Source organism: Shewanella decolorationis (genome assembly GCF_004354305.1).
Lineage (GTDB): Bacteria > Pseudomonadota > Gammaproteobacteria > Enterobacterales > Shewanellaceae > Shewanella > Shewanella decolorationis.
Window position 1 is genome coordinate 1959078 of the sequence record NZ_CP037898.1, and the last position, 26415, is coordinate 1985492.

Genomic DNA, 26415 nt, shown 5'->3' on the forward strand with positions numbered 1-26415 from the left:
TTTGATCATGCTTTACCAATTATTCCTTTTTCTTTTAGGAATAAGGGCATAGTCTATCTTTAAAAGAGATAAATATGCTGGAGGCAAGCTATGCAGATGACATTGCAGTTTTTGGGCGCGACCGAGGAAGTGACTGGCTCGTGCCACTTGCTCACAGTGGCAGGTAAGCAAATGCTGCTCGATTGCGGCCTCGTCCAAGGCGGCAAGGCCGATGAGTTACGTAATCACGAACCTTTTAGCTTCGATCCTCTTGCTATTTCAGCCGTTGTCTTGAGTCACGCCCATATTGATCATTCGGGCCGCTTACCCCTGTTGGTTAAGGCAGGCTATACCGGGCCGATTTTTACCCATAAAGCGACGGCTGAGCTGTGTGCCATCATGCTAAAAGATGCTGCCATGCTGCAGGTGCGCGATACCGAAAGAACCAATAAAAAGCGTGCAAAGCATGAGTTGGAGCCTTTAGAACCGCTATTTACTGTAGAAGATGCGGAGCAGGCCATTACTCAGTTTGTGTCGCTGGAATATGGCCAAGTCACCCGAGTGCTCCCCCATGTGGATATTTGCTTATCGGATGCGGGGCATATTTTAGGCTCGGCACTGGTGGAGCTTTGGTTAGGTGAGAGGAAAGCGCAGAAAAAACTGGTCTTTAGTGGCGACCTTGGCCGTGCTGGCATGCCGATATTACGTAATCCCACCTTAGTCGACACCGCCGATTTAGTGTTAATGGAAAGCACCTACGGTAATCGTTTCCACCGCAGTTGGACCGATACTCTGGCCGAGTTAAAGGCGATTTTCGCCAAGGCGGTGACCGAGAGTCACGGCAATATTCTGTTGCCGGCCTTCTCCGTTGGGCGTGCGCAGGAGCTTTTGTATCTATTTCATTTATATGCCAAAGAGTGGGATCTCTCCCGCTGGAAAGTCTGCCTCGATAGTCCTATGGCGATTGAGGCAACGCGGGTGTATGTCAATAATTACCCCTTAATGGACGATGATTTTAAGCGCTTTACCCGCCAGCACCCGGGGCAACATCCGTTATTGTCGAATGTAGAATTTATTCAAACGACTGAGGAGTCTATCGCCCTTAACGATGTGCACAAAGGATTGATTATTATTGCGGGCAGCGGCATGTGTAACGGTGGCCGCATCCGTAGTCATTTAGAGCACAATCTATGGCGTCCAGAATGTGATGTGATTATCTGCGGCTATCAAGCTCTTGGTACGCCGGGACGCGCCTTAGTCGATGGCGCCGAGGAGCTGACTATCCATGGTAATAGCATTAAAGTTGCCGCTAAATTGCATACTGTCGGTGGCTTATCGGCCCATGCGGATCAGGCGGAGTTATTACGTTGGTATCGACATTTTGAAGCGCAGCCGCCCTTGGTGCTTGTTCACGGTGAGCCCGAAGCGCAGCAGGGATTAGTCGCGGTGATGAATCAAGACTCAAAAACCAAACCTAAAGCGCTGGCCATCGCCACCCGTGGCGATATGTTGGATTTAAATGCCTTACCCAAATTAGTTTGGGTGACTAACTAGCTAAGATAATGTTCTTAATTAGCAAATTTTGCGGCATTATTGACATTGAAAAATGCTTGGATTACACCTTTAGACACTTTTACTCATGGCTATCGTATCTCGCTATGATAGACAGGCTCAATGGAATGAAATAATGATAAATCGAAAAAGCTATTTGCTCGTATGTATTCTTTTGCTTGGCGGATGTAGTGGGGCAACGTTTAGAACCAATGTCGGATCAGTGGCGTTAAATAATGCGATTGCAGGCACGGTGGAAGTGTACACAATGGCGGAGTTATCACGACATAAATACGTAGGATTGGGGGAAGTGTCTGCAACCTATTGTAAAAGCGATATCGACCCAACGGTAAAAGTTGATATTGATGATTTGAAAAAGGATTTAAAGCTTCAAGTGCAGAAGTTAGGTGGAAATGCGATTATTTTCTACGAGTGTGGTAAGGGGATCTATCCTGCTTGCCAGCAGTATTTAGAGTGTAATGGCGAAGGGTTCGAAATCGAAAACTAAGCGTTAAAAACTCAGTCTTAACATTGAAGGCTCACACTGTTTGTGAGCCTTCAATATTTATGGGATTTTAGTCCGAGTTATTATCAAATTCAGTGTCGTCGAGTAACTCGAGGCTTGGGTCGATACTGGGCACATCTTTAAATAAGCGGGTGAAGTGACGTTGCACCCCTTTCAGATCGATTCCGGCTAATCCTGAGGCGAAACCAAACCAAGCATACAAGCCGCTGAAGTTGTCGAACATCGGCGGCAGATACTTAGGTGGCGTCAAAATCCCTTCTTGGCAAGCTTGATAGAGTACAGGGATATCTTCGATGGCGAGTTTGCCTAAAAACAGCATAGGGATCAGTTCGGGTAAACCCGATGTGATGGCGCTGCGGATAAAGTTGATGTTTTCAACATAGCCACGCACATAGGAAATATCTTTGGTAAAAAAGCTGCCACCTTCGACCATGCCGCCACGAAACACCCTTTGCGTGACCCGATAACTGTCCTTAGCGCTAAGATTTAACTCCCTAAAATAGTTAAACACTTCAATAAAGTTCGCCCCCTTTTCTGCCATATCTACCGCAGCGACACGGTCGCTAATACGGCGGGCACGGCCAGGGTTTGAACTCAGGGTGAGCATTTCGAGTAAGACGGCGAGCCCTTCTTGGGTGGCAGCTACGCGGGGAGACCCGACGCTAAGCCAAGTAGCATGGGGCTGAGCCCGGCCATTGAGGGTGGTACCCACATGCACCCAACCTTCATGGACTTCGTACACATTGAGATCTGACTCGCTGAACATGGCCTTGCTGTTGAGTTTGACCGTATCGCCACCCACTGCGGCATCGGACACAATCCCGTCACTCAAGCGCACCCGCATATCATCACTGTGGAAGTATTTTTCCAATCGCTGGCTCAGCACATTCACGGCTTCGGGGGCGCTAATGATTTTAGGATGATGCTTATTCATATGCCTTGCGGCGGGCAGGGAGAAAATATAACTGAGCTTATCGCCCAATTGGCGCAGGGTGTGGCGATCGCCATGTAGTCTGTGGCTGGCGCTGCCGTAGAGTTCTTGACTCAGCTGACCAAAGACGGGTGTTCCTCGATGACCCAGCATATCGACAACCAAGCGATATTGATCGACGTTAGCAACTAAGATCTTACCCAGCTTGTCTTTTTTACCCAAACGGCGGTGGATTTCTTGTTTTAGGTCAAGCAGCTCGGTTTGAGTTTTAATGGGATCGAAGGGCAAGGCAATTTTTTGATAAAAATCTTGACTAATTGCTGGCAGAACCGTGCCTTTACTGGAGAGAAAACGCTCTTCCATTTCCCGTGGCCATTTGATGGCATCTAAAATTTTAATCGGCGTTTGGATGCGGATAAGCTCATCGGAAAGGCGATGTAAATCTTCTTGATACTGGGCTAACGACTCTGACATTCCCGTAATCCTGTGCGACTTGGACGATAAAAATTAGCTTAATCATAGCGGTAAAGCCGCTGTATTTATAGGTTTCTACCCTCAAGCACTTGAATATTGTCGATTAAATTGCTGATAAGTTATCGGTTTAATGAATCATTTTGGTGCAATACGGCTTATTTTGGCGCGAGACAGCGTTGGTTTAGTCTCATAACTCACTGTTAAACATTAACTTATTTTGCTGGCATCAAAGCTGCTTTGTGTGTTTGAGCAATCGGATAACGTTGATGGGAGAGAGTTATGGCTGCAATGAGCTATTTGAGTGTGATTGAGCGTTATCACGAGTACGAGGCCACAGTGCATGAGCTGATGGAGTCTATTTTAACGGGCATTGCCGATGCGGACTTATTTCACCAGCCTAAAGTCGATATCAAGGCCATGAAAGGCATTGCGGGCGGTTATCCCTTTGTCGAGCTGATGTACTTGCTCGATACCGAAGGAGTGCAAATTAGTCAAAATATCGCAGTGGTCGATCAGCAAATCAAGCTCGTGCCCCTTGGCGGTAATTGCGACCGCAGCCAGCGGCCCTATTTTATCAATCGAGATGAGTCCGACGGGGTCAATATCACTCGACCTTATTTATCCAATGCCAGCGGGAGCTTATGTTTATCGGCCTCCTTAGCCATTGTGCAGCAGGAGCAAAAGCTGGGCTATCTGGTCGTCGATGTGGATCTGACGAGAATGATTGAATTTATGATGGGCGACAGTGCTAGACGCCGAGTAACGCCAGCGTTTAAAGCCGTGTATGGCGTGATAGTTGCGGGACTTTTTGTGTTGGTGATGGTGCTGCTTTGGACGGCGCTCAGGGATATCTATGGCTTATTTGTGGTGGAGCATGTCGGGCAAGATCCATTGCAACCCTTTGGGATTATTATCTTTATGACTCTGGCGTTAGCAATTTTCGACCTCGGGAAAACAATTCTGGAGGAAGAAGTATTAATGCATAAGGATATTTTTCGCCACAGCTCGACTCGCAGAACCATCACTCGGTTTGTTTCAACGATTTTGATCGCCATTTCAATTGAGGCCTTATTGACCATGTTTAAGGCGTCACTTGGGGAGAAACAATATATCGAGCCGGCGATTTGGATGATGCTTGCTGTAGTGGGTTTATTAGTCGGATTAGGGGCTTATGTGTATCTTGGGGCAAAAGCGGAATGGCTACTGATCAAAACTCAGGCCTATAAGAGTGGCAAAAAGTAATATCAAAATAATAGTAAATTGTACACCCAGCCCCTAGGAGCTGGGTGAGGCTTTTAGAAAAACGTCGGGTTTGAGAGACCTAACGCCTTAAGGGAACGGGAAGCTTAGAAAAAGTCGTCATCTCCTAATGCACGTCTTAACTCGGCGCGTTCGAGGTAATCTTCTAGGCGTTTCTTTATCTCACGCTTATGTTGCATTGCCTCGGCTGCTTTGCTGTTTCTAGGGGTGGTCATTGCCTCAATTTCAGTATCGTTGGGCACGACTTCAGTAATATGAGCCATAACGAATTCCTCATTGTTGTTCCTAACGCCTTTCTATCTAAAAAGAGTGTGGCAGAAAAGCAAAAAATTTTGCCAATAAAAGTAAAATTTTCTTCCCGTCATCTCAGGGGCAAATCCTTCCGTTTTGTGGGTTTTGGAAGGGTAACTCAGTTATTTCATTTTTTACTGAATTAGGTGATTTTACCTATAACTCTTTATTTTTGTATTTAAGTTAATTCCTACTTAAATAGTCGGATAGACTTGAATTTGCTTAAAAGTCGAACAACACTTGGGGGAGATAACACAAATGTGACTGTGCTAGGGAAGCCAACATGGACATGGATCGTGCGCTAGCGTCTTTCGACCCTCCAAAAAGTTTTTTTATCAGTGTGCTCCGTTCAAGCTGGCTAATGTTTGTCGCGGCAATCATCTTTATGGGTATTTCTTGGTATGTTCTAGAGGAATATTTACGGGATAGGGGAGAGGAGCGATTCAAGAATAATGTACAGGATTTAACCGAGGCAGTGAGTCGCAGAATGACTGCCTATGAGCAAGTATTGCGTGGCGGTGCAGGGTTGTTCTTGGCATCTAACGGTGTTACTCGGCATGAATGGCAAACCTATGTTTCTAACGCACGCTTGTCTGACTACTATCCCGGCATTCAAGGTTTAGGTTTTGCTCAATTTGTAACGCCAGACACCTTAAATGCTTTTACCTCGGCAGTTCAGCAAGAAGGCTTCAGCGACTTTAAAGTAACTCCTGTCGGTCATCGTGAACTCTATTGTGTTATTAAATATTTGGAACCTTTTGACTGGCGAAATCAGCGAGCGTTTGGTTTTGATATGTGTTCGGAATCAACTCGTCGAACCGCTATTTTACATGCTATATCAACGGGTTTACCTCAAGTCTCTGGTAAAGTCACCTTAGTGCAAGAAACCCCTGATGATACCCAAGCTGGCATTCTTATGTATCTTCCTTTGTATCATGGCCAACCTACGACTGAAGCTGAACGTGTGAAGCAGGCCTTAGGGGTCGTTTATGCTCCTTTTCGTATGGACGACTTAATGCAAGGGATTATGGGGAAAAGATTTTCCGGTCTAAAACTTGCCATTTATGATAGTTCCGAGGCAAGTCATGCCAATCTGATGTTCAGTTCCCACAAAAACCTCCCCTCATCGAAGGACGTTTTTTATCAATCCCAACTAGAAACCATGGAAGGGCGTACTTGGCGGCTGGATATTTCCTCTGAATCACGCTTTATTTCAAGCACTGAGCAAACACAGAGTATTTGGTTGCAGGTAATTGGTAGCGCATTTGTGCTGGCTCTATTTTATGCCGTTATCAGTATGGCTCGTAATCGCTATCAAGAGTCGTTATTAGCGGCAGAATTAATTGCTAATGAAAAACGCTTTCGCTTAGTGATTGAGGCCTCGCCGAGCGCACTTGTTATGGTGGATAGAACTGGCGCTATTACATTGGTGAATACCCATGCAGAGAGTCTGTTTGGCTATGCTCGAGAGGAGCTACTTGGTCGCTCAATTAATATGCTGCTACCCGAGTCCAGCAGAGGGATTCATCAACAGCATTTAGCCCACTATATGGTTCATCCCATCGCGAAGAATATGTCGATGCGTGATGAGCTTTTTGGTTGTTGCAAGGATGGCACTTTGCTAGCAGTTGAAGTTGGTTTAACTCCCATTCATTTCAGTAACGGGATTTATATATTAGCGACAATTAATAATGTTTCAGAACGTAAAAGAATTGAAGCGCAGCGAATTGAACATACGGCTGAGTTAGAACGGATTAACCAAGAGCTAGACAGGTTTGCTTATATTGCCTCCCACGACTTGAAATCTCCCCTTAGGGGAATTGAACAATTGACGAACTGGTTGAATGAAGATCTTGCCGATAACACAAACGAAAACGTCCAGAAATATTTAGGGTTAATTCAAAGCCGTATCCAAAGAATGGTGCTGTTACTGGACGGTTTACTCATGTTTTCTCGGATAGGCAGAGTCGATACTGAAATCGTTCAGGTCGATTCGCGACAGCTTATTGAAGATATGTTCGCATTAGTCGCTCCCCCACAGGGATTTGAGCTAGTGCTTGAAGGAGATTTTCCACAATTTGCGACGGTTAAAACGTTGCTTGAGTTGGTAGTTAGAAATTTAATGAGTAATGCTATTAAGCACCATGATAGGGGCTGTGGAGTTCTCAAAATAGTCTGTGAAGCCCAAAAATCGTCGTATTTGTTTAGTGTCATTGATGATGGCCCTGGCATTTCAAGCAATTTTCATGGGAAGGTTTTTGAAATGTTCCAAACGCTCAGGCCTAGAGATGAGGTTGAGGGGAGTGGTTTAGGCTTATCACTCGTTAAAAAGACGGTAGAAAGCCTTGGTGGGAAAATTCGACTAGAATCAGAAGGGCGAGGATGTTGTTTCCGGTTTAGTTGGCCGATGCGCATAGTCAACAAGGAGGGGATATGAGCAATAGTCATGACTATAAACAGGTCACCATTCTATTAGTGGATGATGATGATGTGGATTATATGGCCGTTCAGAGGGCGATGAAGCAACTGCGACTGCTAAATCCTTTAGTGCGAGCAAGGGATGGGCTAGAGGCGCTAACGATTTTAACTCATTCAGATGCCATAAAAGGTTCTTATCTAATCTTACTCGATCTTAATATGCCCCGAATGAATGGATTTGAGTTTCTCGAACATATTCGTTCTGACCCGACCTTGTCTTCATCGGTTGTATTTATGCTGACAACTTCAAGCACAGATGAAGATCGGATGAAGGCATATAGCCACCATGTTGCAGGTTATATGGTGAAAACCGATATCAAAGATGGCTTCCATAACATTTTTAATATGTTAGAAGGCTACTGGCGGATCGTGGAGCTTCCAAGCGTATAGGATCTATTTATGGATTTACTACTGATCGATGATGATGAAGTCGATAGAACAGCCATCATTCGCGCATTAAGACAGTCAAAATTAGCATTTAATGTCATTGAGGCTAATTGCGCTTTTGACGGACTAAACTTGGCTTTAGAACGCCACTTTGACGGCATATTACTCGATTATCTATTGCCAGATGCTAATGGATTGGAAGTACTGATCAAACTCAATTCAATGACTCAAGAACAAACCGTTGTGGTGATGCTGAGTCGTTACGAAGATGAAAAGCTGGCTCAACGTTGCATAGAGTTAGGCGCGCAGGATTTTTTACTGAAAGATGAAGTCAATTCAAGAATCTTAAGCCGTTCAATTCGCTACGCTAAGCAGCGCGCATCTATGGCATTGGCTTTAAGAAATAGCCATCAAAAACTCAAAGAGTTAGCTGAACACGATTCTCTGACTAAATTAATGAACCGTTATGGTTTTGAATTATGTTTAAACCGCGCCATTGCAAGGGCAAAACGTAGCAATGATTTTTTAGCGGTGATATTACTCGATCTAGATGATTTTAAAGCAATTAATGATACTTTGGGCCATCAGACTGGAGATATTTTACTCGTGAAGGTGGCATCGAGACTCAGTGCCGTTTTACGTGATGGTGATGTTATTGCCCGTTTAGGGGGCGACGAATTTGTCGTGCTTGTGACAGATAATGACTATAAATATTTCCCTATGATAGTGGCTAATCGGCTACTTAAAGCATTTGAAGAAGTGTTTTGCCTTGGTGATAACGATGTCATGATTGGTGCCAGCATTGGAGTGGCCTTTTACAACGAGGCCGCATCCGATAGCTCTGAGTTGATGAAATGCGCCGATATTGCCATGTACCGTGCCAAAAAAATGGGCCGTAATCAGATCCAGTTTTATTCCGAGGCATTAGATAAAGAAGTTCGCTATCGAAATCATATTGAATCCAGTCTGCGGATTGCTTTAAGACAGAACGAGCTAAAAGTTTATTATCAGGTACAAGTGGATGCTAAAACTCATCAAATGGTGGGGATGGAGGCGTTGATCCGCTGGTTGCATCCGCAAGATGGTTTGATTTCACCGGATCAATTTCTGCCCATCGCTGAAGAAATTGGTTTGATGGAGGAAATCGGGGATTGGGTATTACTGGAAGCTTGTCGGCAGGCGCAGCTCTGGCTCAGTCAATTAGCCCCTTTAGGACACAGTTTTACTATTGCCGTAAATCTATCCGCCTCTCAAATTGGGCATATCGATTTGTATGAAAAAATTGCCCATGTGCTTGAGCAAACTGGCTTAGCCCCAAATGCACTGGAGTTAGAAATTACCGAAAATTGTTTGATTGAAGAGCCCCATGAACACGCCAAAATCCTTGATAAAATTGCGCAACTGGGAGTGCGATTTGCGTTGGATGACTTTGGCACGGGTTTTTCATCCCTCGAACATATAAAGCTATTTCCAATCAGTGTGTTAAAAATCGATAAGAGCTTTATTGCTTCCTACGATAAGGACGAAAAGGACACTCGTTTGCTTACTGCACTCCTTAACTTTGCCTATGGTTTTAACGTTACTTCTGTTGCCGAAGGAATTGAAACCCTTGAGCAAGCAGAATTTTGCACAGTGAGGCATTGCAACTTATTGCAAGGCTACCTCTTTTCTCGTCCTGTAGAAGCAAGTGAGTTTGAGGCAAAGTACATCACCCCATTGCTGCCTAAATAATGAAGCCAAATTGTGAACATTATCTTACGTTTGGTTAAGGCTTAGGTTTTCGTCTGGTGGTGAATATTTTCTTGCTTTACACTGAGCAATAGACAAATATCTGCGCCCCTGTCTGATGCAACTCGCTCAGAACTTCAATCTACAGTGTTTAATTTGGTCATTTGGCAATGAAAATAGGTATTTTATCCCAGTTCCCTGAGTTGTATTCCACTCGACGTTTAGTTGCGGCCTGTGAGAGTCGTGGACATGAAGCCGTGGTTATTAATACCTTGAATTGCTACATGAATATCAACTCCATCAAACCGAGCATTCATTATCAAGGTCAAGAGCTGACTGGTTTCGATGCGGTTATTCCTCGTATTCACGCAAGTGTGACTTTTTACGGTTGTGCTGTTGTGCGCCAATTTGAAATGATGGGGGTATTTGCCGCTAACGATTCGATTTCAATCGCGCGCTCGCGGGATAAGTTACGGGCGCTACAATTACTTTCCCGCAAGGGTATTGGCATGCCTATCACAGGGTTTGCGAATAAACCTAATGATATTCCCGATTTGATTAACATGGTGGGTGGCGCGCCTTTAGTGATTAAGTTACTGGAAGGCACGCAGGGGATTGGCGTGGTGTTAGCCGAAACAAAAACCGCTGCCGAGAGTGTGATTGAAGCCTTTTTAGGGCTGAAAGCTAACATCATGGTGCAGGAATATATTAAGGAATCCAACGGCAGCGATATTCGCTGTTTTGTTGTGGGTGACAAAGTGGTTGCTTCGATGAAGCGTCAGGGCCCCGAAGGGGATTTTCGTTCCAATTTGCATTTAGGTGGCTCTGGGGAAAAAGTTAAAATTACGCCAGCAGAGCGCAAAATGGCGGTCGCCGCTGTTAAAGCCATGGGATTGGTGGTCGCAGGCGTCGATATTTTACGTTCTAATCGTGGTCCGTTGATCCTTGAAGTCAATTCGGCTCCAGGGATTGAAGGGATAGAGCAGACCACAGGGATTTCGGTCACCGAACCAATTGTGGAATATATCGAGAAGATGGTATCTGCGCGTAAATCGAATCGTGCCGTGATTGCCTAACAAAAACACGCCGCGATTATCGCGGCGTTTTTTAGTGTTAAATTTTATAAATCAAAACCGTAGGAGTAGCCAAGGACGACTTTGGCATCCTCACCATTGAGATCCGTATCCGACACCATAAATGAGACAGTTCCTATACTGGTGTCAGCACTCAAGGTAACGTTGTAATCTGCGTAGTTATCTTCACCAAACCAGGACTCAACCACATCCCCGCTGGAATAGCCGTAGTGCAGTGACAGGCTGAGTTTGTCGGTTAATGGGAAGGATGCTGTGGCGGCAAGGTAACTCATATCTTTATCATCTAATGGATCAGCAGCTACATCATCACCCGCATTGATTACATGGGAATAGCTGAGTTCAAACCATTTCCAAGTGATGGCACCATGCAGTTCACCAAAATCGATACTGCCTTCAGCATCGGGGTAGGCGTAGTAAAGGTAGCCAAAATCGTAGCTGAGATCTTCGGTAATATTGCCGCCATAACCAGCATAGAGGTCTAATTCATAACTGGTATCATCCCCAAAGTCGACATTTGATGCCCAAGTGCCAGCATAGAATCCGGAATCATGGCTATAATCTAGGCCTCCTTGTATGGCGACCGCATCTTTGGTTTGAGTCACTCCGCGCCATAGATAGTTAGAGGTGCCGCCAATATTGCCTGATACCGCCGCAAAGACATTGGTGGTTAGTAATAATCCCGTTGATAATGCCAAAACGCTGCACAGTGATTTTCTCATTCTCATCCCCTCGATTGACTTATTTATTGATTCACTCATGCCACCTAGGAGCGAGTGACATTGGTGCATCATGGTTTTTTCTGATAAGGGAATTGCTAATCACATGCCATTATTTTAAATGCTTTAAAAACAGTGTATTAAAAAAAATATGTTAATAAAATGTTTTTAAATGCTCAAATATAGAGCAGTGTGCGCACCGTGTTTGTGCAAAAAATCAGCTTTTGTGTTTTGAATGAGGTAAAAAAAACACCTCACGAAGGAGGTGTTTTATATAACGAATATCGAGCAAATTAATTCACGCTATCACGCAGGGTTTTACCCGCTTTAAACTTGGGTACAGTCGCTTCAGCAATCTGAATTTCTTTACCCGTTTGAGGGTTACGTCCTGTACGAGCTGCACGAGTCGTGGTTTCAAAAGAGCCAAATCCAACGATAGAAATTTTGTCACCGTTTTTCATTGATTCAGTAATCGCTGCTTCGAAAGATTTCAATGCACGTGTGGCTTCAGCTTTTGTGATATCGGCATTTTCTGCAATCTTGGCGATAAGTTCTGTTTTGTTCATTTTTATTGTCTCTTCTTTCCGTAGATTTATTAAGTCAGCGTGCCTAACATGCCACAAGGTTTAGTCGTTGGAAAGCCTTTTGCTACGGGCTTGTGTCATCTAAGTAACAAAATTGGAGGCTATTTTCTCCATTCGTGACTTAGGTTTTATTCTTCGAGCAATTGATATAAGAGTTGTTTGACTAATTTGGGCTCGAAGGGTTTATCGCATAATGCATTCACACCTGCCTGAGATACGTTGCTTAAGTGAGCATCGTTGGCCTCGGAAGACACCATTAAGATAGGTACATGGGATTGTTGGCTTTCGCTACGGATAAACTGAGTGAGCGCCAGACCATCGACGCTTGGCATATTGTAATCGGTAATGATCAGATCAAACATATTGTTACGCATCAACTCAATGGCTTGGGCGCCATCTTCTGCTTCAGTAATCTGCTTAATCCCTAGGTTACCAATAGTACGCTTGATGACATTACGTGCCATGCGGCTGTCATCGACAACCAGCACGCGTACGTCGTGGACATCGAAGTGGCTTAAATCGAGTTCATCGTGACTGAGCAGATCGATAGTTGCATTTAGTGCCTTGCCTAAGTGTTCTGCGTTAAAAGGCTTGGGAAGGATTGCCACCACCCCCGATTGACGGAAAATCTCTAACTGCTCACGACGGCACTCGCTCGAAACCAACATAAATTGAATGTCTTTATATTCACTATTGGCTCTTAAGTAACTTAAAAACTCTGTTGCGGTGCCATCTTCAAAATACATTGCACTGGCGATGAGATCCGGCTTATGCCGAGCAATAACTGTCTTGGCTTCTGCGATATTGGCAGCACTTTCGATGCTAATAATGCCTTCTTGCTGTAAGCGCTTGATAATGATTCGGCGCTGTGTTTCCGATGGCTCCATAATAAGCATCGATAATTCGCTGGGCGATAAATGAGTCATAGTTACAAATAATCTGGTCTTTTTAGAGAGGTGTTAACTTAGGTGAGAAATAACTTCTTCGCAACATATTCGTTTAGCCATTTGTTTTTGCAGTTAAATAATCTCTCGTTATTCGAGAGAAGGCTATCCAATATTGAATCATTAACAGGGAAATGATGCTTATCACTAAGGGGAGCATAGGGATATTGTGGCCTTCAATCACCACTTTGACGTCCTGCGGGGTAATTTGATAGGCGATAATGGCAGTAACCCCTAGTGCTGACAGGCCTAAGGTTTGTAATCCAATATAAATTTTCAGCACTAAGCTAGACCAAGGTGCTTGCGTCAGTATGCCAAATAATACGGGCAAAACGCCTAAGCTAAAGAGATCGAATGAACCCGTGGCAACCGCACGTAGCAGGGCGATAATGGCAAAAAGGGTATAAAGGGCAATTAATAAAATAAGGCGTTTAGGCATTGGCTTGGGTTTATGGGTTATTTTTAGTGGAGCAAGTGTAGGAAAAGCCCCGAACTGAGTCCAGCATAACCGTATTATCATGTAGAATACGCCTGTGCTTGAGCATTCAATATTAGGTTAAGTGATGACAGAAATAGAATTTTGGGACTTAGTGACCCGCAGTGAGCCAGCGCAATCCCAGGAATCTTTAGTGCAGGCATTAAAGCAAAAGTTAGCAGCGCTGAGTGACGATGAGCTAAAAGCCTTCGATAAATTGTTTGGCCAGCAGATGCGTCGAAGCTATTTATGGTCAGTGTGGGGAGCGGCTTATATCATCACAGGCTGTGATTCCGATTATGCCTTTGCCGAGTTTCGCGCGTTTCTGATCTCACTTGGGCAGGCTCGTTATGAGGCGGTGATTGCCAATCCTGACACTTTGGCGCAGTTATCAGCATGGCCCGAGAAAGACGGCTACGCCTATCCTTTCATCGAAGATTACGACTTGATCGCGGGTCAACTATTTGAAGACAAAACGGGTAAGGAGTTGCCTTTTATTCCGTCGGGTAAGGCGACGCCAGCAGGTAAAAAATTTAGCACTAAGCCCAAAGATTTAAAGCAGCAATATCCTGAGCTTAGCGCGCGTTTTCCGTTTTAATTTGGCTTACGAGCGTAAGCAGGCATTGCTACTTACATCGAAGGTCATTCCGTAGCGAGGGCAAGTTTCGCGCATCAGTTGATGCTCTTGCTCCGCTAATTGACGGCTAAATTCTTGGTCGAGCTGCTCAGTCATGCGCTCTTCTGCCTGCTGTTGTGACTGAGCCAGTTTATCAAAGTGCGATTTCACCACTTGCTGCTGCGCAGCACTGAGGGTGGTGGCATGGCTAGGTAAACTGATGAGTGTGCCTAGGGTGAGCAGTGTCAGTAAGGCAAACTTTGCCATCATAGGTTGCTGCAGATTTGTGGTTGTTAGTTTCATAGATAAACTCCAAATTTAAATTACCGATAATCGGTTAGTCTTTAAATCGTCGTTTGGCTTTATACAGTGCATCCATGACAAACAAAACCAAAGGTATTGCTGAGAAATTAAGCATACTGGAGGGATCTTGAACCTTGGCTGAACCGCTATCTTACTGCTCGTTTCGCATCTCTTGGCATTGAAATCCCTGTTTACGGTAGTCAAATCCACACTTTAGACCGCACTCCCAAGGCACATTATCGTAAAAAGATGACTGCTCTTTGGCGAAGTCTCGACAGGTTTCATAACTGTCAAAATTATCTGTTTTCTTATATTTACCGGAATCGTAACCATGGGTATAGATGAAGGACGACCAATTTTCAGGGCGCGTGTCTTTCTCCCCAGAGGAGATAAACCAAATCGCGCTGGCAAAACAAGTAAACAGGATTAATACAAACACTGGTACAACGGGGAATTTCATTTTTAATTCGTGGTCATAATCGAGTGTGCGAAGAATAATACTTTTTTACGTAATATGCGCGTTAAAAAATCACAAATTAATAACTTTATCTCTTATTAGGTATTGGATACAAAAAGATACGAGTTTATCCGGCATAATATAAAATATTTACTAATCTATACAAAAGCTTACTCAATCAAGGCTGTGATGAATAGCATTTTGCATTAAGCTGAAGTTCAGGTTAGATTTTGTACGGTATATGGCAGAAACAATGAGGCCTAGGAGGCAAATATGAAAGTTCAGTTCCTATTACTCGCCAGTGTGTTGAGTTGCAGTGCTGTATGGGCCGCAGACGAGGCGAAAACCGACCCAGTGACAGAAGATGGGGTTGTTAAGATTGTTTGGCAAAATCCAAAGGATTTCCGTGACATTAAGTCGTCCGGCGAGATCCAATCCCGTTATGAACAGCGTTTATTTGATACCTTAACCGCGAATATCAATAAAGAAGCGGCAAAAGTCCTAAAGCCGAATCAAAAGTTAGAGATGACGGTGACCGATGTCGATCTCGCCGGGGATATGCGTCCAACCTTTGGGGCAACCGCCGATGATTTACGGGTGATCAAAGAGCTTTATCCACCACGCATGACCTTTAGTTATCAAGTGCTTGAAAATGACAAAGTGATCATCGCCGGGGATGAAAAGCTCTCTGATATGGGCTTTATGACGGGCATTCAGCCGTTAAATGACAAGCCATTTAATTATGAAACCAAAATGCTAAACGATTGGTTAAAAAAGACCGTTGCACCGAAACTTTAGGCTGATTAAATCAACTTAAGCACTTAATGCTTGAGGGAGCACATCTCTTTCTTCTAACAGGCAAAATCCGTTACTTGCTGATTTTGCCTGTTTTTTTGCCTTGGCACTTAAGGTCGAAAGGCTGTGTTCATTGCAGTTATAGGTATGGGCGGGAGTAAGAACGCCGACACACAGGCTGATTAACTTGTGATAACAGGCTTGTCCTTGTCTGTCATCGGCGAGCATTTCTTGGGCTTGCCAATGCTCTGCACTATAAAAGAGCGACTTGTTGGCCTCAAACTCCGTTAATATGCGTTGGCAGCGCTCGATGAGTTGCTCACAGGTGCTGATCACCACAAAGTCATCGCCACCGACATGGCCGATAAAACAGTTGTCAGTTTTATACTTCACTAACAGATTGGCGACCTCGCAAATCACCTCATCGCCGCGGCAGAAACCGTAAATATCGTTATAGGGCTTGAACTGACAAAGATCAAAATAGGCCAAGTAGAAGGGCTTTTGTTGGTTTCGGAGGCGTTTGAGTTCTTCCTGAATAGGCACATTACCGGGTAAATCCGTTAATGGATTGGCATGCCTTGCCATCTTAATCCTGTGCTCGGTGATCCGCTGTAGCAAATCTTTGGTGTGACCGATGCCAAGCAATTTGCCCCGACGCAGAATGATAAATTGCTGGGCGACGGTATTGGCGCTCTCCGAGGTCAGTAATTGACTCACAATCGACAGGGGCTCGTTGGCTTCAATCTGCAACACTTGCGGGTCCATGACTTCACTGACGGCATGGTTTTCATGCAATGCTCGACCATAGGGCGTGCTAAAAAGTTCGAGCAAGGTGGCTCGGCTAATAATTCCCAGAGGATGTTGATCTTGCACCACTACCACGGCTTGCAATGCGGGTTGAGAAATAAAGGTATCACTGAGGTGCTTCAGCTTAAGTGTCGGCACCACTGTGATGGCGCTAGTGCAGAGGCTTTCGGCGGATTCACTGTATCTGGGCTGAACTTGGGTATTATTCGGCACTAAGGTCGCTTTCATCGCGCGGCTCGGCAGTGCCTCGGGGCGTCCGAGCAAATAACCCTGACAATAGACTATGCCTAGCTGTTTGAGTACGGCGAGTTCTTCTTGGGTTTCAATCCCTTCAGCTATCACTTTGCAGGTGAGGCTTTGACACAGTTCGACAATCGAGCGCACAAATTCTTGCTTAACTGGAGTCGAATCGATTTGGTGAATAAAGTGGCGATCGATTTTTACATAGTCGGGCGATAACTCAGACCAGAGCCGTAAACCCGAATAGCCCGCACCCAAATCATCGATAGCGGTCATAAAGCCTTGGCTGCGATAGTGATTCAGGCAAGATTTCAGTAAGTCGATATCGTCGGCGGGATATTGCTCCGATAACTCAATCACCACCTGTGAAGGTGAGATCCCAAGCTGCTGTAACAGTTGCAGCGTCATACCCTTAGGATGGGTGGGATCGAGCAGGGCCTTAGGGGAAATATTAATAAACAAACGGCCTTGGAACTGGCGCAGTTTGAATTGCTCCAGCGAAATGCGGCGGCAGAGTGTCTCGAGTTCGCTCAATTTGCCCTGATGTTCCGCGGTTTTAAACAGCGGAATGGGTGAGTAGAGCGGGCTATGCTCCGGCCCACGACTCAGTGCTTCAAATCCGTGGATCTTGTGTTCCAAGATATTGAAAATAGGCTGAAAAAGCGGGCTAATGGCCCCCTTTGCGATAATCTTATCAAGCTCTTTTGCCAGATCTAAACTCGTCATTACTTCAGCCCCCACGACAATGTTTGCGGAGTCTATGACTTAGAAATGACAAAATGATGACAATTTTGTTTGCCAAAAGTCCGTGTACAGGAAATGAGAGCAAACGCTGAAATTGATGATATTTCAGCGTTTATTGAATTAGCTTTGCTTTTTGAAGGCGTGCAGGGTTTTGAGTAGGGCGGCTAGTTGGCGCACTAAGGTTTCCAGTGCGGCAGGATCTAGGCTGCTCTGTTGTTGCAGCTTAGTGAGGTCGTCCACCAATTCTTGCACATAGGGCAAAAAGCGGTTGCTCGACACTATAAAGCCTTGCTCGGCGGTGAAGATGCTAGTGAATTTCCCATGGCCCGCTTTTTTCAATTCATCTAACTTAGCGTCAGCGTCTATGGCTTGGCGATAGGCGATTTGAAGATTTTCTTTCAGTTGCTCTATAACCTTAGTGTGTGGCATAACAGCGTCTCATTGCAAAATTTGCAGGAATTATAAGGGGCAAAGGATATGGCAACAAGTCGGTGGCGACTATTACTGGCACTGTGCGGCGTCGCAATGTTTACCAGTGCGTCGAGTTGGGCGGCACAGACGGATAAACCGCCGTTTTATCAGGTGCAATGGCAGGGCAAATCCGCTTACCTGTTGGGTTCAATCCATATTGGCCGTGCCGATTTTTATCCTATGCCAGCGCAAGTGGAGGCGGCATTTACCAAGTCCAAGGGATTGGTGGTTGAAATCGATACCAATAAAATCGACAGCCGTACCCTATTGCAAAAGTATGGTATGGCGGCTCTCGCACAGGGGCTCGATTGGCAGAGCCGAGATAAACAAACGATAGAGGTGATGCGCCACTATTGTGAAGACAAGGCAAGCCTATGCCAGTCGATTCAAGCATTTGCACCTTGGTTGCAGGCATCTCAACTTAATCTACTGCGCTACAATAGCTTAGGTTTTAGCACCGACTATGGTGTAGATATGCAGTTGCTTGGCCGTGGGGGTAAGCCTGTGTATCAGTTAGAGACGGCTGAGTCGCAGTTCCAATTACTGTCCTCCTTCGATAGCCAAGTTCAGTGGTCTATGGTGCGCGAAGCCATTAATGCCTCTGATGCCGAACTACTCTCACTGGTTGAGGCGTGGCGCTCCGGTGATGAAACTGTGTTGGATACTTTGATGCAGGAGCAGCTTGGAGGGGAGGGCGACACCCAGATGCTGGATAAAATTCTCTGGCAGCGCAATAAAGTCATGGCCGATGGCATGATGAGGTTAATGACCGCAGAAGCCGCCAGCGAACCGCTATTTGTGGTGGTAGGCGCAGGCCATGTGGTGGGTGATAAAAGCGTAGTTCAGCTACTTAAACAGAAGGGCGCCACCGTAATCGCCTGTTGGCGTGAGCAATGTGACTGATATAGCTATATGACGGATGACTGGGGGGATTCTGGATTTGAACGCACTGGGGTTGAATACACTTAGTGAACAGAACTAGGGTCGAATCATATGGTGATGAAACAATAAAGGACGCTTTGGCGTCCTTTATTGTTTCGCGAGCTTATGCGGATGTGTCGGTTGCGGCGCTTTGCCCCAGAAAATGCACATAACGACCGAGCGAAATATAGGGCTCGCGTTGGGAATACTCGAGCTCCATCGTCAGCAGCTTTTGATAGTCAAAATCCGCTGGCTGATGTTTTTTCAAATAGTCGTGAATGACTCGCACACCCGACTCGCGCAGCAGATCCATATTCCATTCGGCAAACCATTGTTTGACATCATGAATATACAGCGGGTGCGTGGGTGTGAGGCGCACCTTCTTCTTCACTTTAAGATCGGCGGCAACATAGTCGAAATTACCCGACACTAATGCATGGAAGCGCATTGCTTCTTTATTATAAAACATCAGCGAAAACAGCCCATTAGGCTTAAGCATGGTCAGCAAGCCTTCCATGGTGGTTTTCGCATCGGCCAGCCATTCGACTACGGCATGGCAAAGGATAAGATCGAACTTGCCATGTTCCTCGACGGAGAGGGCTTGAATCGGCGCGTGGACCAAACGGATAGCCAATGGCGTGTCGCTGGCATCGATTTGTGTTTTCGCTTGGGCGAGCATTTCGGCGGAAATATCACACAACACCACTTCATGGCCCAGACGTGCCAGCTTTTGGCTGAAATAACCAAAACCGCCGCCCGCATCTAAAATCCGCAGTTTTTTATCGCCAAATTGCGCCAAGGCGGGAGCGAGATCGCGCCATAACACGGCGGCACGGATTTCACCTTTAGGGGTGCCGTAAATGTTCTTCGCGAACTTTTGCGCGAGTTTATCGAAATTCTTATCTTGCACGGGTTAACTAAGTTAAAGACTGGGGGCAATAGTGTGGCACAGGCGTAATCTTTTCGCACTCGCAGTGTGGATAAGGCAAAGTCATACAGGACAATGACTTTATAATATATTGATTTTTAATGAGATAAAAAATCACAGTAAAGTTGGGGATATCCAGAACTCTATCCCCTGGGGTATAATCACGCCGTTTTCGATAAACCTGACTCTAATATACCCAAGCGACCTGAAGATATGAGTTTCAGAGCGTCTAGGGGGCTTCAATTCAAGGCGCATCAATGAAAGAATGTCGAGCACCTTGTGAATTGATGCAACACCGAAGTGGAGTGCCCTAGGCGCTCCGTCTCGGCGGGTTTTAACGCTCTTTATGCTGTGTTGGTTATTTTTGACTTAGACCACTAGGTCTGCAAATAACCGCCTTGCCTAAAGAGCGTTACATTCCCGCTGAATCCTCATCTTCAGGTTGTTTGGGTATAATTGTCCATTCGGTGAGTCAGCATCAGCCCTTTTTAGACACAGTTTTGCCTGTTTTACACTCGTGAGCTTTTTGATTTTTCAGATGTTATGCATCTGTACGGGGTATTTCTGGTTATTCGTGTGTAGGGATAGTTAATTAAAAGGTAATCAGACTTGAATAATGCATATTGTGTTGAATTGAACGCGATGCCCTCGCTGTTTTCTCTTTATCGCAAGATTTTCTTTGGTCGTAAACCCGGTTGGGATCAACAGCCCTTGCCTTATATCAAGGTGTCGGCGCCCAATGTGCAAGTGTCCGAGGCCAAAGTTAGCCAATATGCCCAAGTGTGTGGCTTTGATTTCAACGGTAAAATATTACCGCCAACCTATTTGTATGTGATGGCATTTCGCCTGCACGCGGTGATTTTTACCCACGATGGTATTACCTTCCCGCTGCTGGGGATGATCCATTTAAAGAACCGTATTCAAGTTTATCGTCCGACGACAGTTGATGAAGTGTTCTCCCTCGAATGCGCCTTAACCACCAGTCGTGAAACCGATTCAGGCTTAGAGTTTGAATTTGTCTCTAAGGTTTTTGTGGGCGAAGAGCTAGTTTGGGAATCGCTGTCGACTTACCTCTATCGTATCGAGACCGCTGGCCGCCGCGTTCGTCCACCTAAGGCGCTCGAGATGGCTTGGGACTCGCCCCAATCTTGGGAGTTGAGTGAAGATTTAGGCCGCCGTTATGCCAAAGCATCAGGCGACTATAACCTGATCCACCTGCATCCCGTGCTGTCGAAACGTTTTGGTTTTGACCGTGTGTTGGCCCACGGTATGTGGTCTAAGGCGCGCTGCTTAGCAGAATTAATGCCTGAGATTGGTGAGCGTCCCTTCGTGGTCGATGTGGCATTTAAGTTGCCGTTACTGATGCCTGCCGAAGTAGGATTTGGTTACGAAAAATCACAAGACAAGTGGGTATTTGAGCTACGCGACAGTAAAGGTCGCAGACCGCACCTCAGTGGTGAAGTGCAGCTTTAAGCATGATGAAAACGGCGCCTAAGGCGCCGTTTTTGTTGGTGTTGTTTGCAGTGCTAAGGCACGCTGTGTCCGGTTGATGCTTGCCAGATACTAAACCATTGCTGCCTGTCTAGGGTGAGTGACTGCGAGGCCACCGCCGTTTTTATCCTCGCAATATTTCCACTGCCGATAATCGGCACGGGCCGACTCGGTAACATCCGCACCCAGGCATAAATCACTTGGCTGATATCTTGGGCGCCAATCTCATCGGCGATGTTCGCTAAGGTTTGTTGCAGGCGAATGGCCTGTGGATGGCTATTATCAAAGATCTTGCCGCCGCCCAAACAGGACCAAGCCATAGGCCGAATGCGCCGCTCCTGACATAAATCGAGAGTACCATCGTGCATACTCGCCATTGCCAGCGGTGAGATTTCGATTTGATTGGTGACTAAGGGCTGAGTTAATCTCGACTGCAATAATGAAAACTGCGCGTTGGTGAAGTTAGATACCCCAAAGTGTTGTACCTTGCCCGCCTGTTTTAAGTCAGCAAAGGCGTCGGCCACGTGATCGGCGTCCATCAAAGGATCGGGTCTGTGGATCAGCAGCAGATCTAAATAATCGGTTTTCAGCTGCTTTAGTGATTGCTCCACACTGGCAATAACATGCGCCTTGGAGGTGTCGTAATGGTTTACATAGCGCTCGGGACGACAATCGAAGGCGGGCTTAATGCCGCATTTGCTCACCAATTGCATCTGCTGCCTTAAGCCGGGTTTTAGCGTTAACGCCTCGCCGAACAGGGCTTCGCACTGGTATTGGCCATAAATATCGGCGTGATCCATAGTGGTCACACCTAGGTCGAGATATTGCTCTATCAAGTTAAGCCGCTCGGAGGGTGACATTTGCCAACTGTGCATTCGCCAAAAGCCGGCAACAAACTCTGAAAAACTAAAAGGGGATCCGCTCATGTTGTTTCTCTTTTGGGAATCTGTATTTTGTAGGGGAAAGGACCCGAGTCGATTTATTTGATGCAGATTAAGGAATCGCTCATTAACCCTTTCGATGGCTATATATCTTAAAGCTAATCACCTAATATCCGCCATATTCAATCAGCCGTTGCTGATACCAACCGATTTTGCATACCTATTTTGTATTCCTTGTCTAGAGAGCAAGGTACTCAAGGGAGAGATGACCCCATGCTAACCGATATGGATATTTCGCGCCGCGCGCACCTAAATGATATCGCCGCGCTTGGCGCCGAATTTGGGTTATTGCCCGATGAGATGCAACTATTTGGCACGACTAAAGCCAAGGTAGATTTACGTGTGCAGCAGCGTTTAGCCGAGCAGCAACAGGGCAAACTGATCATTGTCACCGCCGTGACGCCAACGCCCCACGGCGAAGGCAAAACCGTTACCACCATTGGTTTAACCCAATCCCTCAAAGCGCTAGGTAACAAGGTGTGCGCCTGTATTCGCCAGCCCAGTATGGGCCCAGTATTTGGGGTGAAAGGCGGAGCCGCTGGTGGCGGTTACGCCCAAGTGGTGCCCATGCAGGAGCTGAATCTGCATTTAACAGGAGACATACATGCCGTCAGCAGCGCCCATAATCTTGGCGCGGCAGCGATAGCCTCTCGGCTGTACCATGAAACGCGGTTAGGCAAGGTCGAATTTGAGCTGCAGTCTGGGCTGAGTTACTTAGATATAGCGCCTAACGGCATCCGTTGGCACCGAGTGGTCGATCATAACGATCGCTGTTTACGTGAGATTGAAGTCGGGCTAGGTGAAAATAATGGCCCCGCTTACACCTCTGGCTTTGATATTACCGCCGCCTCCGAGTTAATGGCGATTCTGGCGCTGAGCCGTAATCTTGCGGATATGCGCGCGCGTATTGGCAAGCTTGTGCTGGCTGTAAATCGCCAAGGTGCGGCTATTAGCGCGGAAGATCTTGGGGTTGCCGGCGCGATGACGGCGATCATGGCGGATGCGGTAAAACCTACCTTAATGCAGACCTTAAACGGTGCGCCTTGTCTTATCCACGCAGGGCCATTTGCCAATATTGCCCACGGTAACTCGTCGGTGATTGCCGACGATATCGCCCTAAAACTGGCCGATTTTGTGGTAACGGAAGGTGGTTTTGGCTCCGATATGGGGTTTGAGAAATTTTGTAATATCAAGGCGCGCCAGTCGGGATTAACTCCAAGCGCCGCAGTGTTAGTCACCACCTTAAAAGCACTGAAGGCCAACAGCGGCTTAACTTCGGATGCGGATATCAATGCGCCCGACCAAGTCCGTCTCGAGGCGGGATTTGCCAACTTAAACTGGCATATCAACAATGTGGCGCGTTACGGCATTCCCGTTGTGGTGGCTATTAATCGCTTTGCCACCGATACGGATGCCGAGCTTAATTGGTTGATTGAGGCCGTTGCGGGCACTGCTGCCTTTGGCTGCGAGCTTAGCGAGGCGTTTAGCCAAGGAGAGGCGGGGGCGTTGGCCTTGGCGCAAACCGTCATGCGCGCCTGTGAGCAGCCAAGCAAATTTACCCTACTATATCACGATGAAATGGCGCTTGAGGCGAAATTATCCACCTTGGCCGAGGTCGGTTATGGCGCTGCTGGGGTAAGTTTTTCTGAGACGGCTAAGCTGCAATTACAGGAACTCAATGCGCTTGGTTATGGACATTTACCTGTCTGTATGGCAAAAACACCCTTATCCATTAGCCATGACCCTCAACTTAAAGGTGTACCGCAGGGTTTTACCGTGCCTGTGCGTGAGTTAGTGTTAAATGCGGGGGCTGGATTTATTACCGCGCTGGTGGGGAATGTGATGACTATGCCTGGGCTTGGATTAGTTCCCGGCTATTTAAAGATTGATATCGGCGCCGATGGCGAGATTACTGGTTTAGGTTAATATAATTAACATTTTGAATATAATGAAAAAGGCGCAATCTAGGATTGCGCCTTTTGTTTAGTTTTCGTGTTGGCGGAGCGTTATTTATTGGTTTGGTAAATATGCACATCGCGCTGCGGGAAAGGAATGCTAATGCCCTCGGCATCGAAGCGCATTTTCACTTCGCGGGTAATATCCCAATACACATCCCAATAATCTTCGGGTTTGGCCCAAGGACGGACGATAAAGTCGACCGAGGATTCCCCTAACACATGCAGCTTAATGGTTGGTGCAGGGATTTTTTGCACCTTAGGATGCGCCTCAACAATCGACTTAAGCACGGCTTCGGCATGCTCAATATTGTCGCCATAACCAATACCGAAGGTCATGTCGACGCGGCGTTGATGCTCGGCGGTAATATTGTTAATGGTATCGCCCCAAATCTTATTGTTTGGAATGATAAGTCTTTGGTTATCCAATGTTTTAATTGTAGTGGAGACTAGGCTCATATGGCTTACGCGCCCAGTAACACCTGCGGCGTTAATCAGATCGCCCACATCGTAGGGGCGATAGATCAAAATCATCATGCCCGAGGCAAAGTTCGAGAGTGAATCCTGCAGGGCGAAACCGATAATCACACCGGCGATACCAAAGCCTGCCAATAACGGGCCTAACTCTATGCCAAGTTGAGAGAGGGCAATCAGCACGCCGATAGTAAAGACCGCTTTGCCCGAGAGCGAGGTAAAGAAGTCTTGCAGTAACTTACTGAAATTTAACTTAGAGTTACTGACAGTATTACGGACAATCTTCTTCGCCAGTTTGCCTGCAAGGCTTGCGACAAACAGGATCAGACAGAAGATAAATAACTTAAAGACTAAAGTAGGACCATGGTTAATGGCCTGTTCTTTGGCGGTATTGAGCCATTGCTCAACGAGGCTTGAGGCTACATCGATACTCAGCACATCTTGAGTAATATCGCCTGAGATACTGAACAAGGTCTTTTTCAGTGAGGCAGTATTTTGCTCTAGCGCATCGAGTAAGTCGATATCTATGCTAAGGCTTTGACTGTTGAGCGCCAATCTATCCTTCAGCTGCATAACGCGACTGGTTTGCGCTGCGGTCACGTCTTTACCCGCATTAGTGGCGGCGTTGACTGCATTTTGTAACTGTTGCTGAGTGAAGGTAACAAAGCTATCGAAGTTATCGGCGCGACTTAAGAGGATTTGGGTCAGCTCGGTTTTTTGCGCTGCCACATCTTCACCCATTTGGCTGAGCCAGTTTAAGGTCTCGAGTCGTTGTTTGTAGTTATTGTCCTTATCGAGCTCGCGATGTGAGATCTCGAGTAGAGTCGCTTCATCATCCGTCGTGCCGAGCTTGTGGGACAACTTAGTGACGATATCATTAAAGTACTCATTGATTTTGATATTAAATTTCAGCTGCTCATGCACTATCGACAGCATAAAAGTTTTATCGTAGGTGCCGTCTTCTAACAGCGCTTTAATCTTATTGCGTAGCTGTAAGGTCTTATTCTGAATACGGTATTCAACAATGGTACGCAATTCACCTTGGGATTGAGCTAAGCGCGCAATATCTTCTTTAATGGCTGCTTGTAATGTTGTGAGCTCAACTTGAGCTTCATTAGGGATTGGCGCGGTTTGCGTGGCGGCGACCGGTTCTGCATCCGTCGCGAAAACCTCGGTACTCAATAGCAGGGGAAAGCTTAGGGCAAGTATTAATATGAGTGAGCGGCGCATAGGCGTTATCTTCAATAAAAATAGGTAGCTACATCATAGAAGGTGCGTTTAACACTGTAAAATCGCAACAGCATAAATTGTTGCTAGAGTACGAAAGTTGTGCGCGGGTTTGCAGCATTAAGCTATTGCGGGAAGTCTTGCTGCAAGAGTGCTAATTAGTTCGACTTAATGGGATGAGGATCTGGTAGACTTAGCGCCCCATAGTTAGGAATGTACCGTAAATGTTGTGCTCCCATTGCCATCAGTCGATTAAAATTGCTCAAATTACCCAACAGCGTGGCAAAGGCTTTCACGCTCAAGTGCAATGCCCCCATTGTTCAGCGTGGCTGGGGCACAACCCTAAGTTATTGAAGCTAAAACTTTTTGGCTTTTATGCGAGCTTAGCTACAGGCTTATACTGCTACTTCGATGCCTCGACGCGGCATTTTTTGATCCCTGTGATGATCTTCTGTGTGATGTTGCTGCTGGTGAGCCATTTTATGGATCAATTGCAAACCATTGAGGCACCTAAAAAAGAAGACGATAGCGATCAACGGCAAAAGTATCGCTAGAGGTGAGGGGATTGGATTAACCGAGTCGAGCTGCGCAGGTGTTATCGCACAGGCTCAACTTGGTTTAGACTAG

Annotated in this window: 26 protein-coding genes; 13 read left to right on the plus strand and 13 right to left on the minus strand. The window is 46.1% G+C overall.

All coding sequences use genetic code 11. The features are described from left to right. Nucleotides 1–90: 90 nt before the first annotated feature. Nucleotides 91–1533 carry an MBL fold metallo-hydrolase RNA specificity domain-containing protein gene (locus EYR25_RS08990; protein WP_133179487.1) on the plus strand — a complete coding sequence of 481 codons (1443 nt, stop codon included), beginning with the start codon at nucleotides 91–93 and terminating at the stop codon, nucleotides 1531–1533. A 133-nt stretch (nucleotides 1534–1666) separates the two neighbouring features. Next, nucleotides 1667–2038 (plus strand): hypothetical protein, encoded by a 372-nt coding sequence (locus EYR25_RS08995; RefSeq protein WP_243729949.1) that lies wholly within the window; start codon nucleotides 1667–1669, stop codon nucleotides 2036–2038. 67 nt (nucleotides 2039–2105) lie between these two features. On the opposite strand, the gene EYR25_RS09000 is transcribed toward EYR25_RS08995, so the two are convergent. Continuing rightward, nucleotides 2106–3461 carry a flavohemoglobin expression-modulating QEGLA motif protein gene (locus EYR25_RS09000; RefSeq protein WP_133179491.1) on the minus strand — a complete coding sequence of 452 codons (1356 nt, stop codon included), beginning with the start codon at nucleotides 3459–3461 and terminating at the stop codon, nucleotides 2106–2108. A 279-nt stretch (nucleotides 3462–3740) separates the two neighbouring features. Here EYR25_RS09000 and EYR25_RS09005 point away from each other — a divergent pair, with 279 nt between their 5' ends. Then, a complete protein-coding gene (locus EYR25_RS09005) occupies nucleotides 3741–4703 on the plus strand; it encodes a PDC sensor domain-containing protein (protein WP_133179493.1) in 963 nt (320 codons plus the stop codon). A 104-nt stretch (nucleotides 4704–4807) separates the two neighbouring features. Here the strand turns inward: EYR25_RS09005 and EYR25_RS09010 are convergent, their stop codons facing one another. Continuing rightward, nucleotides 4808–4984 (minus strand): PA3496 family putative envelope integrity protein, encoded by a 177-nt coding sequence (locus EYR25_RS09010; RefSeq protein WP_011621344.1) that lies wholly within the window; start codon nucleotides 4982–4984, stop codon nucleotides 4808–4810. 311 nt (nucleotides 4985–5295) lie between these two features. On the opposite strand from EYR25_RS09010, the gene EYR25_RS09015 reads away from it, so the two are divergent. The 4 genes from EYR25_RS09015 (at nucleotide 5296) to rimK (ending at nucleotide 10681) form a co-directional block, all read left to right on the plus strand. Then, the gene (locus EYR25_RS09015; protein WP_133179495.1) at nucleotides 5296–7449 is read left to right on the plus strand and encodes a CHASE domain-containing sensor histidine kinase; all 2154 of its coding nucleotides are present in this window, start codon (nucleotides 5296–5298) and stop codon (nucleotides 7447–7449) included. Continuing rightward, the gene (locus EYR25_RS09020; RefSeq protein WP_023268834.1) at nucleotides 7446–7880 is read left to right on the plus strand and encodes a response regulator; all 435 of its coding nucleotides are present in this window, start codon (nucleotides 7446–7448) and stop codon (nucleotides 7878–7880) included. The genes EYR25_RS09015 and EYR25_RS09020 overlap by 4 nt, the downstream gene beginning before the upstream one ends. Before the next feature lie 9 nt (nucleotides 7881–7889). Next, entirely contained in the window at nucleotides 7890–9608 is a 1719-nt protein-coding gene (locus EYR25_RS09025; protein ID WP_023268833.1) for a putative bifunctional diguanylate cyclase/phosphodiesterase, read from the plus strand. A 167-nt stretch (nucleotides 9609–9775) separates the two neighbouring features. After that, the gene (gene rimK / locus EYR25_RS09030; RefSeq protein WP_133179497.1) at nucleotides 9776–10681 is read left to right on the plus strand and encodes a 30S ribosomal protein S6--L-glutamate ligase; all 906 of its coding nucleotides are present in this window, start codon (nucleotides 9776–9778) and stop codon (nucleotides 10679–10681) included. Between the two features lie 44 nt (nucleotides 10682–10725). On the opposite strand, the gene EYR25_RS09035 is transcribed toward rimK, so the two are convergent. The 4 genes from EYR25_RS09035 to EYR25_RS09050 form a co-directional block, all read right to left on the minus strand. Next, complete coding sequence (locus EYR25_RS09035; RefSeq protein ID WP_133179499.1) at nucleotides 10726–11418, minus strand: TorF family putative porin; 693 nt, start codon at nucleotides 11416–11418, stop codon at nucleotides 10726–10728. 290 nt (nucleotides 11419–11708) lie between these two features. Further along, a complete protein-coding gene (locus tag EYR25_RS09040; RefSeq protein WP_133179501.1) occupies nucleotides 11709–11981 on the minus strand; it encodes an HU family DNA-binding protein in 273 nt (90 codons plus the stop codon). Between the two features lie 146 nt (nucleotides 11982–12127). Then, the gene (locus tag EYR25_RS09045) at nucleotides 12128–12925 is read right to left on the minus strand and encodes a response regulator (protein ID WP_133179503.1); all 798 of its coding nucleotides are present in this window, start codon (nucleotides 12923–12925) and stop codon (nucleotides 12128–12130) included. Nucleotides 12926–12998: 73 nt separating this feature from the next. Then, nucleotides 12999–13382 (minus strand): hypothetical protein, encoded by a 384-nt coding sequence (locus tag EYR25_RS09050; protein ID WP_133179505.1) that lies wholly within the window; start codon nucleotides 13380–13382, stop codon nucleotides 12999–13001. A 124-nt stretch (nucleotides 13383–13506) separates the two neighbouring features. On the opposite strand from EYR25_RS09050, the gene EYR25_RS09055 reads away from it, so the two are divergent. After that, complete coding sequence (locus EYR25_RS09055) at nucleotides 13507–14016, plus strand: DUF4240 domain-containing protein (protein ID WP_133179507.1); 510 nt, start codon at nucleotides 13507–13509, stop codon at nucleotides 14014–14016. A 6-nt stretch (nucleotides 14017–14022) separates the two neighbouring features. Here EYR25_RS09055 and EYR25_RS09060 read toward each other — a convergent pair whose 3' ends face one another. Next, on the minus strand, nucleotides 14023–14337 hold the full coding sequence (locus EYR25_RS09060) for a hypothetical protein (RefSeq protein WP_133179509.1): 315 nt from the start codon (nucleotides 14335–14337) through the stop codon (nucleotides 14023–14025). 151 nt (nucleotides 14338–14488) lie between these two features. Next, nucleotides 14489–14797, minus strand: coding sequence for a hypothetical protein (locus tag EYR25_RS09065; RefSeq protein ID WP_133179511.1), 309 nt, complete (start codon nucleotides 14795–14797; stop codon nucleotides 14489–14491). Between the two features lie 270 nt (nucleotides 14798–15067). On the opposite strand from EYR25_RS09065, the gene EYR25_RS09070 reads away from it, so the two are divergent. Beyond that, entirely contained in the window at nucleotides 15068–15592 is a 525-nt protein-coding gene (locus tag EYR25_RS09070; RefSeq protein WP_133179513.1) for a DUF3016 domain-containing protein, read from the plus strand. Nucleotides 15593–15607: 15 nt separating this feature from the next. Here EYR25_RS09070 and EYR25_RS09075 read toward each other — a convergent pair whose 3' ends face one another. Continuing rightward, nucleotides 15608–17362: a GGDEF domain-containing protein gene (locus tag EYR25_RS09075; RefSeq protein WP_133179515.1), complete on the minus strand. Its 1755-nt coding sequence runs from the start codon at nucleotides 17360–17362 to the stop codon at nucleotides 15608–15610. A gap of 138 nt (nucleotides 17363–17500) precedes the next feature. Then, entirely contained in the window at nucleotides 17501–17809 is a 309-nt protein-coding gene (locus EYR25_RS09080) for a prephenate dehydrogenase (RefSeq protein ID WP_133179517.1), read from the minus strand. 48 nt (nucleotides 17810–17857) lie between these two features. On the opposite strand from EYR25_RS09080, the gene EYR25_RS09085 reads away from it, so the two are divergent. Then, nucleotides 17858–18754, plus strand: a complete 897-nt coding sequence (locus EYR25_RS09085; RefSeq protein WP_133179520.1) for a TraB/GumN family protein — start codon at nucleotides 17858–17860, stop codon at nucleotides 18752–18754. A 142-nt stretch (nucleotides 18755–18896) separates the two neighbouring features. On the opposite strand, the gene EYR25_RS09090 is transcribed toward EYR25_RS09085, so the two are convergent. Further along, entirely contained in the window at nucleotides 18897–19682 is a 786-nt protein-coding gene (locus EYR25_RS09090; RefSeq protein WP_133179522.1) for a methyltransferase domain-containing protein, read from the minus strand. A gap of 660 nt (nucleotides 19683–20342) precedes the next feature. Between EYR25_RS09090 and EYR25_RS09100 the strand changes: the two genes are divergently transcribed. After that, on the plus strand, nucleotides 20343–21173 hold the full coding sequence (locus tag EYR25_RS09100) for a MaoC/PaaZ C-terminal domain-containing protein (RefSeq protein ID WP_133182800.1): 831 nt from the start codon (nucleotides 20343–20345) through the stop codon (nucleotides 21171–21173). A gap of 53 nt (nucleotides 21174–21226) precedes the next feature. Here the strand turns inward: EYR25_RS09100 and EYR25_RS09105 are convergent, their stop codons facing one another. Further along, nucleotides 21227–22117: an aldo/keto reductase gene (locus tag EYR25_RS09105; protein ID WP_133179524.1), complete on the minus strand. Its 891-nt coding sequence runs from the start codon at nucleotides 22115–22117 to the stop codon at nucleotides 21227–21229. 228 nt (nucleotides 22118–22345) lie between these two features. Between EYR25_RS09105 and EYR25_RS09110 the strand changes: the two genes are divergently transcribed. Next, on the plus strand, nucleotides 22346–24058 hold the full coding sequence (locus EYR25_RS09110; protein WP_133179526.1) for a formate--tetrahydrofolate ligase: 1713 nt from the start codon (nucleotides 22346–22348) through the stop codon (nucleotides 24056–24058). Between the two features lie 80 nt (nucleotides 24059–24138). On the opposite strand, the gene EYR25_RS09115 is transcribed toward EYR25_RS09110, so the two are convergent. Continuing rightward, entirely contained in the window at nucleotides 24139–25791 is a 1653-nt protein-coding gene (locus EYR25_RS09115) for a mechanosensitive ion channel family protein (RefSeq protein WP_133179528.1), read from the minus strand. 221 nt (nucleotides 25792–26012) lie between these two features. On the opposite strand from EYR25_RS09115, the gene EYR25_RS09120 reads away from it, so the two are divergent. Continuing rightward, nucleotides 26013–26342: a hypothetical protein gene (locus EYR25_RS09120; protein WP_023268816.1), complete on the plus strand. Its 330-nt coding sequence runs from the start codon at nucleotides 26013–26015 to the stop codon at nucleotides 26340–26342. Nucleotides 26343–26415: the final 73 nt, after the last annotated feature.